The sequence below is a fragment of the Candidatus Gastranaerophilales bacterium genome (assembly GCA_028693235.1).
Classification (GTDB): Bacteria; Cyanobacteriota; Vampirovibrionia; order Gastranaerophilales; family Gastranaerophilaceae; genus JAQUVW01.
Map to the genome: position 1 here is coordinate 15,537 of JAQUVW010000004.1, position 12,471 is coordinate 28,007.

15 protein-coding genes and 2 tRNA genes are annotated in these 12,471 nt (G+C 31.4%); 11 read left to right on the forward strand and 6 right to left on the reverse strand.

Features of this window, described 5'->3' with window-relative positions:
• Nucleotides 1-169: 169 nt before the first annotated feature.
• A tRNA-Met gene (locus PHV37_07420) sits at nt 170-268 on the reverse strand.
• Between the two features lie 123 nt (nt 269-391).
• On the opposite strand from PHV37_07420, the gene PHV37_07425 reads away from it, so the two are divergent.
• The 11 genes from PHV37_07425 (at nt 392) to PHV37_07475 (ending at nt 8,301) form a co-directional block, all read left to right on the forward strand.
• Nucleotides 392-1,501 (forward strand): site-specific integrase, encoded by a 1,110-nt coding sequence (locus tag PHV37_07425; protein MDD3237909.1) that lies wholly within the window; start codon nt 392-394, stop codon nt 1,499-1,501.
• A complete protein-coding gene (locus tag PHV37_07430) occupies nt 1,502-2,023 on the forward strand; it encodes an ORF6N domain-containing protein (GenBank protein MDD3237910.1) in 522 nt (173 codons plus the stop codon).
• 378 nt (nt 2,024-2,401) lie between these two features.
• The gene (locus PHV37_07435; protein MDD3237911.1) at nt 2,402-2,599 is read left to right on the forward strand and encodes a hypothetical protein; all 198 of its coding nucleotides are present in this window, start codon (nt 2,402-2,404) and stop codon (nt 2,597-2,599) included.
• A 112-nt stretch (nt 2,600-2,711) separates the two neighbouring features.
• Nucleotides 2,712-3,740, forward strand: coding sequence for a hypothetical protein (locus PHV37_07440; protein MDD3237912.1), 1,029 nt, complete (start codon nt 2,712-2,714; stop codon nt 3,738-3,740).
• Nucleotides 3,741-3,836: 96 nt separating this feature from the next.
• Nucleotides 3,837-4,073, forward strand: coding sequence for a hypothetical protein (locus tag PHV37_07445; GenBank protein MDD3237913.1), 237 nt, complete (start codon nt 3,837-3,839; stop codon nt 4,071-4,073).
• 121 nt (nt 4,074-4,194) lie between these two features.
• Entirely contained in the window at nt 4,195-4,956 is a 762-nt protein-coding gene (locus PHV37_07450) for a hypothetical protein (GenBank protein MDD3237914.1), read from the forward strand.
• The gene (locus PHV37_07455; protein MDD3237915.1) at nt 4,956-5,294 is read left to right on the forward strand and encodes a helix-turn-helix domain-containing protein; all 339 of its coding nucleotides are present in this window, start codon (nt 4,956-4,958) and stop codon (nt 5,292-5,294) included. The genes PHV37_07450 and PHV37_07455 overlap by 1 nt, the downstream gene beginning before the upstream one ends.
• A gap of 24 nt (nt 5,295-5,318) precedes the next feature.
• A complete protein-coding gene (locus tag PHV37_07460; protein ID MDD3237916.1) occupies nt 5,319-5,663 on the forward strand; it encodes a hypothetical protein in 345 nt (114 codons plus the stop codon).
• Nucleotides 5,664-5,665: 2 nt separating this feature from the next.
• Nucleotides 5,666-5,914, forward strand: a complete 249-nt coding sequence (locus tag PHV37_07465) for a hypothetical protein (GenBank protein MDD3237917.1) — start codon at nt 5,666-5,668, stop codon at nt 5,912-5,914.
• Between the two features lie 17 nt (nt 5,915-5,931).
• Nucleotides 5,932-7,512: a phage tail tape measure protein gene (locus tag PHV37_07470; GenBank protein ID MDD3237918.1), complete on the forward strand. Its 1,581-nt coding sequence runs from the start codon at nt 5,932-5,934 to the stop codon at nt 7,510-7,512.
• A 276-nt stretch (nt 7,513-7,788) separates the two neighbouring features.
• A complete protein-coding gene (locus PHV37_07475) occupies nt 7,789-8,301 on the forward strand; it encodes a helix-turn-helix domain-containing protein (GenBank protein MDD3237919.1) in 513 nt (170 codons plus the stop codon).
• A 9-nt stretch (nt 8,302-8,310) separates the two neighbouring features.
• Here the strand turns inward: PHV37_07475 and PHV37_07480 are convergent, their stop codons facing one another.
• The 5 genes from PHV37_07480 to PHV37_07500 all read right to left on the reverse strand — a co-directional run bounded on the left by PHV37_07480 (nt 8,311) and on the right by PHV37_07500 (nt 12,393).
• The gene (locus tag PHV37_07480; protein MDD3237920.1) at nt 8,311-9,081 is read right to left on the reverse strand and encodes a hypothetical protein; all 771 of its coding nucleotides are present in this window, start codon (nt 9,079-9,081) and stop codon (nt 8,311-8,313) included.
• 31 nt (nt 9,082-9,112) lie between these two features.
• Nucleotides 9,113-10,651 carry a serine/threonine-protein kinase gene (locus tag PHV37_07485; protein MDD3237921.1) on the reverse strand — a complete coding sequence of 513 codons (1,539 nt, stop codon included), beginning with the start codon at nt 10,649-10,651 and terminating at the stop codon, nt 9,113-9,115.
• Nucleotides 10,652-10,653: 2 nt separating this feature from the next.
• Entirely contained in the window at nt 10,654-11,358 is a 705-nt protein-coding gene (locus tag PHV37_07490) for a TIGR02391 family protein (protein ID MDD3237922.1), read from the reverse strand.
• 149 nt (nt 11,359-11,507) lie between these two features.
• Nucleotides 11,508-11,579 (reverse strand) — tRNA-Ile (locus PHV37_07495).
• Between the two features lie 130 nt (nt 11,580-11,709).
• On the reverse strand, nt 11,710-12,393 hold the full coding sequence (locus PHV37_07500; protein MDD3237923.1) for a hypothetical protein: 684 nt from the start codon (nt 12,391-12,393) through the stop codon (nt 11,710-11,712).
• Nucleotides 12,394-12,471 lie beyond the last annotated feature (78 nt).

Consider the following 12,471-nt stretch of genomic DNA (forward strand, 5'->3'; position numbering starts at 1 on the left):
ACATGAATTTATAATTTATGCTTTTATGTGTCAGACATTATTCTTTTGTCTGTCAAAGCACATTTTAAACCCATATATAGACATTCAACAATAAATGATTTTTTACAAAACTTTTATGCACTGAAAATTTGACATTAAAAAAGCCAGACATAAACTGGCTTTTTAAAATTGGGCCCGGCAGGATTCGAACCTGCGACCAAAGGATTATGAGTCCTTTGGTAATTAAAAATTTAAAAAACATTCTAATAATTTTTTGTACGCAAAACCCAATAATATTTGACATTTTATAATTCTTGTTTTAAAATTGATTTGTAATTTTTATAATTTTTTTACATTTTATTACGACAAAATTACGACAATTTTAAATAATAAAACTTACAAAGGAATTTCTATGGCAGAAATTAAAAAAAGACGGCGCAAAAATGGCGACTTTAGCTATACTGCAAGTATAAGAATTAAAGGTTGTCCAATTATGACTGCAACGTTTTCTCGATTAACTGATGCAAAAGAATGGATTTCTGAGAATGAATTGCCATTAAAACGTGGAAAGCATATTAAAAATTCAAACGCACAAAAGCATACAGCAGGTGAATTAATTGATAGATATATTGAATATGAACTAAAAAATCGCAAATCCGACAAAGATAAATACAAAATGCATCTTGCTTGGTGGAAAAAACAAATCGGAGCATATTTATTATCAAGTATTGATAATATCATGCTTTCAGAATATAGGGATAAGTTGTCAAAAGAAAAATGTTTAATTCCTCGAAAAAATATGTCACCAAAAATTAGTGATAAAACTCGTTCAAATTCTACTGTAAATCGTTACATGGCTTCACTCTCTACGGTTTTAAGTTTAGCGGTAAAAGAATATGGCTGGCTTGACGAAAACCCAATGTTAAAAGTGATAAAGAAAAAAGAACCCAGAGGTCGTGTTAAATATTTAACTGATAAAGAAGTTGAAAAGCTTTTGTCTGCATGCCTGCAACAATCAAATGAATTATATTTATGTATTTTGATTGCACTTTCTACCGGTGCAAGATATAGCGAAATAACTAATTTGTCGTGGAAAGATGTAGATATGGAACACAAGCAATTCCATTTTCTAAATACAAAAAATGGCGATGATAGAGGTGTGGCTATAACTTCTAATGTATATGCCGAATTGTTAAAGTTTCAAAAAATACGCAACATTAATTCAGATTTATTATTTGCGACAAAAGACGGCAGAAAAACCTTGTATATTCGGGGGCAATTTGAAAATGCTCTAAAAACAGCAAAAATAAAAGATTTTCATTTTCACGATTTGCGCCATACTGCTGCAAGTTATTTAGCAAAAGGCGGAGCAAGTTTACTTGAAATAGCGACAATTTTAGGACATAAAACACTTGCTATGGTTCAGCGCTATTCGCATTTAACCAAAGGACATACGGCAGAAGTTTTAGAGAATATGAATATTCAAATGTTTAAAAATGTACATATTGGAAGGGAGGCATAGATGAATGAGTTGCAGACGACTACAATAATTCAAAACAGGATTTTTATAATTCGAGGTCAAAAGGTTATGATAGACCGTGATTTAGCTGAATTATACAAAGTTAAGACGATGGTATTAAACCAGGCCGTTAAAAGAAATTTAAAAAGGTTTCCCGATGATTTTATGTTTAAGCTTACTCCTGAAGAACTAAAGGAACTTATCACAAATTGTGATAGGTTCGAAAAGTTAAAACATTCGCCGACTACACCACATGCGTTTACAGAACAGGGTGTTGCTATGCTTTCAACAGTGTTAAATAGCGAAACTGCTATTGAGATAAATATACAAATAATGCGTGTGTTTGCAAAAATGAGACAATGGGCAATCGAAAACAAGGAAATGGCTCTGCGCCTACAAGAATTGGAACATTATTTCATACAACATTGTAAAGATAATCAAGCTGATATGCAGAAAATATATGATGCACTCGGTTTACTTATGGATCGAACCAAACCGACACAAATTGGCTATAAAACCGATTAATTTTCATGCCGGCAAGTAAAAGACTAAAGTATTTTGCGTAAGCAAAATATACCCCGGCCAAGTGGGGGGGCTTGCCCGGGGTATATACCAAAAACAAACAAATCAAAAATTGTAAAAACAAATTGACAGGCATGGAAACATAAAAAGAAAGAATAATTAACCAAAAAGGAACTACAAATATGAATGTTATTGAGACCATAAAAAAACTATTTCGCAAACCGACCTAAACATAGAAATATTAAGTGAATGCACGGGGGTAAAAAAGTCCACAATAGAGTCTATTTTGAATAATAAAAAGAGACGATTAAATTCGATTGATTTCATAAAATTGTGCACATTTTTAAAACAAGATTTATGTAACTTTAATGAGGATGTTATATGTATATAAACTTACTAAAAGAAATGAAAAAACAGGAAGTTCCGGTCAATATAATGGCTTATTTACTAGGGCTTTCTGTTAAACAATTTACGCAAAAAATTAAAAAAACTGATTTTAATATTGATGAAGCATTAAAAATCAAATATACACTTGGTAATTTGCCAATCAGTTACTTATTTTGTGAAAATGTTTCATAAAATAAGCGACAGAATGGGCTATATTGAAAGATTAAGACATCTCTCAAGAACTGATATAATAAAACTGAAAAGAAGCCCATACTTTTGAACGTGTGGCGAGTAATAGGTATAAATGGAAAAAGACAATATAAATATATACGAAACTCTTATAAATATAGAAGAATTAATGCAAAATATAAAAAATGTAGCTACTTCTGCGGATTTATATTGCTTGTTTTTAAAAACAAAAGCTATCATTTGCAAATACGATTGTATAAAAAAAATATATGACGAAAAGATTGAAAATTTTAAAAAATTACGAGAAGATAAAGTATATATTTTATTTATGAAAGATTTACTTAGTGAAGCAAAAATATTTACAAGTGAAGATATAGACAAATTTAATTTTACCGACTCAAATAGTGAAAAATATTGTGATTTATTTTGTCCTAATACTGTCTATATTGACGAAAATTGGGGTATTGAACAAAGTAATCATTTAAAAATACAACAAAAATTATTCAAGAATAATCATGAAAAGGCTCAAGACTATGCATCTTCTATGGGATTTGGATTGCTATTTTATTACTCTTCGTTAGTCTCAAAAAATGGCGATGTGAAGATTTTAGCCCCTGTATTTACATTTAAGCCAACAGATGAGCAATGGAAAGAAATGGAAAAAAGGGGCATCTATCCACCAATGAAATTTGATGTAGTTGAAAATGGTGCAGATGAATATTTTATACATAAACTGTCACCTGATGATATTGAATTTATTAAGAATGATGAAAATATGTGTATTCTTTTAAAAATAGCACTATATACAACTTTATTCCATATTAAAAATGGAGTTGAATACGGATATAAAAATAATATGGATGCTCCAGATAAAATAATGGAACTTTTAAAACTTAATAAGCACAAGATAACCTTTCAAAATATTGACTTATTAGAAAAGTTTACATCCATTGATGTTAAAAATATTGCCCAAAAAGAGGTTGTAGAAGATAATGCAATTCATCAAAGAGTGGCTCGATTAATTAGCAAATTCGAAGGTTTAGGAATCCTTGAATTGCTTCAAATAGATGTATCTAAAAGAAAAGATAAAAAAAGAATTTGTACAAAAATTTTGCCATATTTAAAACGGCTAAAAAGCGAATAAATCGTTCAAATATCATACATATTTAATCTACCGATTTATAAAAAACCTTACTATTATAGAAAAGTACAAAGACATTACAAATAATAGGAGGTTTAAATGACAAATTTAGCAATTACTGAAAACAAAAACTTAATCCCAGAACTTATTCCGGTTAGTAAGTGGAATGAATACTTTCCATATCCATCGGTGGCTTCAATTAGACAATATATATTTTATAAGCGCCGTAACGGATTTGACAAGGTTTTGCGATGGATGGGCAAACGACAATATATTTGCGTTGCAGCGTTTAACGAATGGGTGGAAAATGGCACCGGTGAGAAAGCTGCGTGTTAGTTATGAATATAAATAGAAAAGCTGTGCAAATTGCACAGCTAAATAATAAAACTTATACTTCCATTCTACCTAAAAAGATTGTTGGGAACAAGTCCCTCCATATAATTATGGGGGTATATAAATGGATATAAAAGAAAAAGATCCTGCATTTTTGTTTTACAGTAGTGATTTTTTAACAGGTTGCGCCGGACTTACTATGGAAGAACGTGGACAGTATATCACAATGATGTGTTTACAGCACCAACAAGGACATCTGTCCGATAAAACCATAAGGTTATCTGTAGGAAACTTGTCGGATGATATTTTATCTAAATTTTTAAAAGATAAAAATGGGCATTTTTATAACAAAAGGCTCGATGATGTTATAGAAAAAAGAAAAGCATTTACTGAAAGTCGTAGAGAAAACGGAAAAAAAGGGGGGCGTCCTAAAAAGAACGATGAAAAAGCAAGTGCGAAACCTAGTGCAAACCTACTTGGAAATGGAAATGAAAATGAAACTATAACTGAAGATAAAATTGAAGCTTTTAAAAAGTTATATAATGAGACATGTTCAAATTTACCTGAAGTAACAGAGATTACAGAAACAAGATTAAATAAAATTATACAAAGGTTAAAAGAAAAAGATAACCTTGAATATTGGAAAAAAGTTTTTGAAAAAGCAAATAGGTCTGATTTCTTTATAAAAAAGAGTTGGTGTAGTTTTGATTGGTTTATCGAAAATGATACTAATTATGTAAGAGTTTATGAGGGAACATTTGTAAATATGCCCGATGTAAGATTGGGTTCCTGTTCAACATTTAGAAAAGAAGCTAACAGAAACCCTAATAAATACTCTTGTGATAATCTTGAACATTTGCAAGAGAAAGGAATGGCGATACTATAATGCATAAACAAAATAGTTTAAATAAAATTAGAGCCTTTATTATTCCATCAAATATTAAAAATGATAATAGATTATCTTATGGCGCAAGGCTTTTATATGGCGATATATATGAGCAATCAAGAGAAAATGGCTATACGACAGTCACAAATAAAGAATTTGCGCAAATTTATAATGTGGCTCCTAAAACAATTGGTGTTTGGATTAGTCAACTTAAAAAATATGGTTATATCGATACTCAGTTTGAATATACAACGATAATAACTGAAGATTGGTGTAGTGAATTTTATACAAAAAATAAAAAATTTCCATTGGTAAAAATACCGATTTCATACTACTAAAATATTTAAAAAAGGGAGGTAAAAATGACAGTAGAAAAATTAGAATTACAAGAACCAATTGTGATTAATGGCGCAGAGTTAAAAGTTATTGATTATGACATTTCAAAAATTGGTGTTGCAGAAATAGGCAAAGCCGAAATTGAAAAAAGTAAAATTTTTGGCAGAGCTGCAATTACAAATTTAAAAGTCGCACAAGCGGATTATTTATTGCACTGTTTATTAGGAATGCAAGCAATTATTGCTTGTAATCCTAATATAGATATGGAAGATTTAAAACGGATAAAAGGTTATGATATGGTGCAAGTTGCCGCAATAGGAACTCGTTTTTTCGTTGCACCCACAAAGAATGAACAAATAGTTAGGGGGTAAAAATGAATGACAAAGTTATGAAAGCAGTTGTTGAACTCGCAGGAACAGTAGATCCGTCATTAGCAAAAAGCATAAGCAACGCAGAAAAAGCTCTCGGAGGTATTGATTTAAAAGCCATAGCTACAGGTGCAGCGTTTACCACCGCAGCACTACTTGCAGTAAAAGCTTTTGCTAGTACATCAAAGGGGTTATTTGATTTAGGCGAAAAGTTTCAATTAGAATTGGAACCGGAGCAACAGGTACTGAATTAGAGAATCTAAAAGATACAATGAACGATGTTTATACTTCAGTTCCGGTATCGATGGAAAACGCAGGCAAAGCAATTTCAGATTATAATACAAGACTTGGTTTGACAGGTTCTCAATTATCAGGTTTATCGGAGCAAGCTTTAGCAGTTAGTGAAATGTTGGGTGAAGATTTGAATACCACAATAGAAGCATCTTCTCAAGCTTTTCAACAATGGGGGATTAGTAATCAAGATATGGGCAAATCTATGGATTATATTTTTAAAGTCCAACAAGCTACTGGTATCGGTTTTAATGCTTTAATGTCAAATTTAAAAGACTATGGTCCTCAACTTCAAGCTTTAGGATTTTCTTTTGAACAGTCTGCAGCGATGATGGGGCAAATGGAAAAAGCAGGTGTTAGAACCGATGAAATAATGGCAGCATTAAAAAAATCTGTTGGAACAATGGCAAAAGAAGGATTGTCGGCTTCTGAAGGTATAAAAAAATATTACAACGAAATTAAAAATGCGGGCGATATTGCAAAAGCCACCGCAATAGCGAATGAAGTATTTGGCGCAAGAGCTGGTTCAAGTGTTGCGGATGCAATTAGAAAAGGTACAATTTCAGCAGATGATTTTGCAAATTCAATGTCAAAAAATAATGAAAAAATAATGAGTGTATTTCAAGAAACAATGGATTTCCCTCAAAAACTTAAACTTGTATGGCACGAACTTGATACTCATTTAGAACCATTGGGTGGTGCGATATTTGATAATATGGGTGATTTAATTGAACCATTAAAAGAAGCTTTTGCACCAGTTTTGCCGTTAATAGATAAGTTCGTAGAACTTACAGAACCAATTACAAATGAATTGTTTTCTAAATTAGCTGATTTTATTAGTAGTTGTGCACCGATGTTTGAGGAGTTTTTCAAAAACATAGAGCCCTTATTGGATGCTTTAATACCTATTATTCAGCTATTGGCAGGATTAATTGGAGGTGTTTTAGGACAAGCCTTTTTAATAATAATGCCTATTGTCAACGATTTTATTGGTTTACTTACAAATGCGATTGATTTTATTGTAAATGTATTTACATTGCAGTGGGGTGATGCGTGGAAAAATGTTGTGGCAGTATTCAGTAGCACATTTGGATTAATTGATGAATTAGCAAAAGGTCCAATTAATGCCGTTATTGCGATAATCAACTCTGTTGTTTCTGGGATTAATGCTTTGCACATTCAAATACCTGATTGGGTTCCAGGTATGGGAGGAAATGAATTCGGTGTTAAAATTCCGCACATACCTATGCTTGCAGCAGGTGGATTTACAGACGGAGTAAGTATTGCCGGCGAAGATGGAACAGAAGCCGTAATCTCATTTAACCCATCATATAGAGATAAAAATTTATCAATATGGAAAGATGCAGGCGCCATGCTTGGTGCAACAACATCAAATAGTGTTGTAATAGATATGGGAGGAATAAATTTTGCGCCAAATATTAATGTTACCAATAGTTCAAACTCCGAAGATATTATGCAACGATTAAAAGAACATGAATCAGAGTTTATGGATATGATTGAACATTCATTAAAACAAAGAACTTTGAAGCGCTATTGTTAATTATTAAGCGAGCGAGCAATGCGAGTGAGCGCATGGTATAAAAAGATATTTACTCGCACCACGTTGCCCGACAAGGCATGAATAAACTCAATTGGGATATGACTGCATAGAGATAAATAAAATTGGGATACAGGGGCACACATACATTGGATAAAATCTCAATAGGTACTTCTGGCAGATTTTATCTCTGTGGTGCTTGCGAGCCCAGAAAAGGTATAGTTTTGAGAAAAAAAATTTTAGGCCACTTCCTTCCGCAGAAAATTTAAGGAGTAAAATATGACAAATATTGAAATAAACAAAATGCACAAAACAACCGAATTTATAGCTAATTATTTTGGAGTTACTCCTCGTAGAGTAAGACAATTAGCACAAGAAGGTATAATCCCGGCTATAAAAAAAGACGGATCTTATTATTTCGATCCACCTATTGCCATAAAAAAATATATTGAATATCTTCAGGAACGCATAAACATATCAGATTCAGCTTTTGAAGAAAAAGAAAAGCAGAAAATTGAAGCTGAAATAAGAATTATTAATACAAGGGCGGATATAGCAGAAATGCGATTATCTGATTTGTTAAGTAAAATGCATTGTGCTGAAGATGTTGAAGATTTACTGTACGATTTGGGTAGTACTATAAAAAATTATCTTATAAAACTTCCGGAAGATATATCACAAGATATTATGAATAAAAAATCTTGCACCGCTGCAGAAATATCTGAACTTATTGAGAATTATACAAATAATATATTGGAAAATTTATCAAACTATAAATATTCCTGTAAATAAATCATATTATTAGATTTCATGCTGTGTAAATTGTTCAGCCAATAATTCTGCATCCATAAGTATTTTTATTTTATTTATATTGTATCCGTATATTTCGTTTTTATCTACATTACCTCCTAAAACAATGGCAACTACTTCGCCATTTTCGTTTATAATCGGGGCTCCACTACAACCTTGATATACTTCGTGCCCACGGTGTCCATCCAAAGGTGTAAATATATATATATCATTATCATTTTCATTAGTTTTTTTATATTTAACGATTTCGCAAGTCTCAATTCTTTGAAAAATGTAGTGAGGAATTGGCGGCGCCACTATTTGCCCTCTAGTTCCCCCCGCAAAGGAATATTCTTCATTAATAATAGGTACATTTGGCGAAATATTTAATATATTATTTTCTACTTCATTTTTTATTTTTGCAGGAAACTTGGAAGCATCTATATCTTGAACATAAGCTTTGTATTCCTCTTCAAATTTATCGGTAATATTTTTAAAAGCAACATCTATATGTTTTGGTTCTTTGGGTTCTTCTTTTGAAAATATATTGACTGATATTGCATATGATAATTCTTGCAATGGCTTTAATAAAGTTCCGGCAGTAGTATCATATTTCCTTTCAAGATAACTGATTTCATTAGGTTCCGAAACATGTTTGGCCGTTACTAAATATATATTATTATTGTTTCTAACAAAACAGCCACTTCCTGAACTTGTTAGTTCATCATTATTATTTTTAGTAATTATTGATAGATAACTAAGTTTAATAGTATAGTAATCCATAAATTTATCCTTTCACTTTAAAATATAATGATTAACTATTATATTGAATTAAAAAATTTAATAATAAATTTTTATCAAGTTCCGCAACCTGTGTATTATAAATATGCAATGCATGTATATTGTCAATTTCTGTAATTAAGTCTAAAAAATCAAAGGCAAAAGGTTCAGGAGTTCTTCTCTGAGTTGATAATCCACTGTTTGTGTTCGTCAAAGTGTACCAAGAACCATATATGTCAGATTCATTCTCTTTTGCAAGTATTAAATTATATCCAGCGCCGGAAGAATGGTTTATATACCCCCAAGCTTGTATCACTTTATTGTCTAATTTTGGAGTAAAATTTACTTGTTTTGTTGCTCTTTGACCAGAATGCCAATTTGTATAATATTCCTTTTTGTGACATTTCTCAGGCAATACGGTTTGTACTTCAATTCGCAATTCCTTGCGAGATGAGGTTTTAATTGCATAACAAAAATTTTCTGAAGAAAAAGGTTCTTTGTTAAAGATTATTTGATTACCATCAATATATTGCTGATTATAAGTATTAATAAATTCTTTAATTGGATTTATTATCGACTCTTTCAATTGATATTCGACAAGATTATTTATTTCTGTTATTTCTTCTTGTCTCTGCTTTTTCTTTAATTCTTCGGCTTTCAACGTATTGTCTTGCTGAACTTTTACTCTTAATGCAAAATCTACCATTGAAGAAACTGAATTATTAGCGGTTGCTGTTTTAACCTTTGACAAGTCAGTTATTATATCTGACCAGTTTGCATATCTTTTGCTAGTATTTTTTTCAAGCATTTTTAATATTACTTGAGACATCGCAAGTGATAATTGTTCATTTATACTTTGAGGGTTTTTTGCTTGTTGATATAGGTGCATTGATTTGTAATCTTTGTTATCAGGTATGTCATAAGGATACTTCAGTGTTGCTAATTGGAAAAATACTATACCCATTGAATATATATCTATTTGGATTGTGTTTTTTTGCATTCCCCATGCTTCAGGTGCAAAATATAGCTCAGAGCCATAACCTTTAAATGTTTTTGTCCTTGTTGATTCATCAGCAAATTTTGATAAACCAAAGTCCGAAATTTTAAACAGTTCTTTATCAATTAATATGTTTTGAGGTTTTATATCTCGATGTACTAATTTTGAATTTATTTCTTTCATTCCTGATATCAGTTGTGAAAAAATATCAGAAAGTCGTTGATTTTCAATATAATCGGATTGTTCCTTTATAAACTGGTCTAAAGTTCCGTTATTTGCATATTCCATTATGATATACGGAGGCAAATCTTTATAGGTTTGTCCGTCATGAAAATACCAATATTTAATGATGTGGGTATGATTTATTTTAATTGCACTTTTTGCTTCTTGAATAAATGAATTTAAGGTTGCTTCATTAGGATATTCCGTAGGTAAAGTTTTTAATGCAAATATAGCATTTGTTTTTACATCTTTTATTTTAAACACATTGCCAAATCCACCACTCCCGATTGACTCGATAACAATATATTCATTTCTATTGTCGTCATAGATTATAGATCCGATTGTAATAATCATATTTACCCCAATTCTCGTTTTGAATAATCACCGTCCAATATTCTTAATAAATAATTTGCAAAATATAGAAGTTCAACAGCTTTTTCTTGTTTAATAGTTATCCTATTATGTGCCTTTGGGTTTCTGATAAAACCTATTGCACCTGCAAACAAATCAGATTGAGCTTGTCGTTCGGCTTCTGGTAATGTAGTATTTATTAATCCCCCGGAATCTTTATTAAAGGCTTTTCGCATTAAGGCTACACCATTTAAATTGATAAGGTTACTTTTATCTCTAACCTTGACCTCAACATATTTAAAAGCCTCAAATACAGCCTCCGAATAATGAGTATCTTTAAATAATGATTTTACATTATCAGGCAAATATCCCCAATTCTCATCATTTACGGAAATAATGTCTTCAATAGTTTCATATATTGCATTGAGATTGCAAAGTTGGGCTTTTGTTACATCGTAATTTGTACTAAAACGAATAAATTCGCAAAAAGAAGCAGCGTAATTATTTCTATCTAAAAATAAACGAACTTTTTCATACCAAGTATTAAATAAAGTTTCATCGACAAATGTTTGTATTATTTCATTGTGAGTTTCTTTTTGGTGTAACCATTCATTAGCTTTAACTGTAATTCCGACATCTTTTTGATAAGCACTTTTTAAAACTGCTTCCCCTTCTGAAATTAATTTTTTAAGCTTTTCTTTTATACCCAAATCAAGACCTTATTTTTTATAAAATTATTGTAATCATTTTAGGGTTTTACAATCCTATTACGACATTTTTACGACAATTTTGCTTTGATGTCCTTTTATAAAAAATAGCAATACCCCTAAAAGGTTTGCTATTTCTATCTTTTAAAATTTGGGCCCGGCAGGATTCGAACCTGCGACCAAAGGATTATGAGTCCTCTGCGCTACCGCTGCGCCACAAGCCCATCACTATTTATTATGTTATTAAAATAACATCTAAATATCTTATGGTCAAGTAGTTTAATAGATAAAAAGAAACTTCACTATTTAAGATAATGAAGTTTCATCTAATAAAAATATATTATGTATAAATATTTACACGTCTTGTCGTGGTGCAATATTTATAGGTTTGGCTAATGAAGCGATTATCATAGCGGGAACTATCCACGGAGTGACTGCTTTGACAGTTTTCGCTATTCCTTGATGGTTTGCTGCAAACTTGCCGGCCTTTTCAACCAGTGGATTAAAGACTTTTTGTGCAATTTTTGAAGAATCGATGCCTGCTTGAAGTTTTGATAATTTAGCAACTGTCTTGTCTTTTACCCCTTCAGGAAGTGCCTTAACTGCTTTAGCAACAATGCTTCTACCAACTTCGTAGGCACCAAACAATGCTGTTAAATCGACTAAAGATTTAGCGACAGGATGTTCTTGTTGCATTTGTTGGAGTTTTGGTGATTTGGCAGTAATTTTGTCAATACCTTTAGAAAGAAGATTGAATACGCCAAAGAAAACACCCCAAGATGTCATCCTCGCAGCGAATGAGCCCATGCCTGCACCTAGCGAGGTAATGCCCGCAGCACCAAGTTTTGAAGTTGTTTGCCCAGCTGCAATAAAGGAATCGACAACTGGGATTACTTTTAGAGCTGTGTTAGAAGCTTGATTATTTTTATATTCACGATGTAAAACAGATGGTTGCTGTTTTTTAGTGTTATCTGCTTGCATATCAATTATTTGCGGAAATTGATTAAACGAATTATTTTGAGAAACCATACCAACCATAACTGCCTCTTCCTATATTTTTAACAATTTGGTATAAACTTTGTAAATTATACTATATTAATACGGAAAAATAAAATT

Coding starts and splice junctions, on each gene's coding strand:
- PHV37_07425 (MDD3237909.1), top strand. CDS start 392: ATGGCAGAAATTAAAAAAAGACGGCGCAAAAATGGCGACTTTAGCTAT.
- PHV37_07430 (MDD3237910.1), top strand. CDS start 1,502: ATGAATGAGTTGCAGACGACTACAATAATTCAAAACAGGATTTTTATA.
- PHV37_07435 (MDD3237911.1), top strand. CDS start 2,402: ATGTATATAAACTTACTAAAAGAAATGAAAAAACAGGAAGTTCCGGTC.
- PHV37_07440 (MDD3237912.1), top strand. CDS start 2,712: ATGGAAAAAGACAATATAAATATATACGAAACTCTTATAAATATAGAA.
- PHV37_07445 (MDD3237913.1), top strand. CDS start 3,837: ATGACAAATTTAGCAATTACTGAAAACAAAAACTTAATCCCAGAACTT.
- PHV37_07450 (MDD3237914.1), top strand. CDS start 4,195: ATGGATATAAAAGAAAAAGATCCTGCATTTTTGTTTTACAGTAGTGAT.
- PHV37_07455 (MDD3237915.1), top strand. CDS start 4,956: ATGCATAAACAAAATAGTTTAAATAAAATTAGAGCCTTTATTATTCCA.
- PHV37_07460 (MDD3237916.1), top strand. CDS start 5,319: ATGACAGTAGAAAAATTAGAATTACAAGAACCAATTGTGATTAATGGC.
- PHV37_07465 (MDD3237917.1), top strand. CDS start 5,666: ATGAATGACAAAGTTATGAAAGCAGTTGTTGAACTCGCAGGAACAGTA.
- PHV37_07470 (MDD3237918.1), top strand. CDS start 5,932: ATGAACGATGTTTATACTTCAGTTCCGGTATCGATGGAAAACGCAGGC.
- PHV37_07475 (MDD3237919.1), top strand. CDS start 7,789: ATGACAAATATTGAAATAAACAAAATGCACAAAACAACCGAATTTATA.
- PHV37_07480 (MDD3237920.1), bottom strand. CDS start 9,081: ATGGATTACTATACTATTAAACTTAGTTATCTATCAATAATTACTAAA.
- PHV37_07485 (MDD3237921.1), bottom strand. CDS start 10,651: ATGATTATTACAATCGGATCTATAATCTATGACGACAATAGAAATGAA.
- PHV37_07500 (MDD3237923.1), bottom strand. CDS start 12,393: ATGGTTGGTATGGTTTCTCAAAATAATTCGTTTAATCAATTTCCGCAA.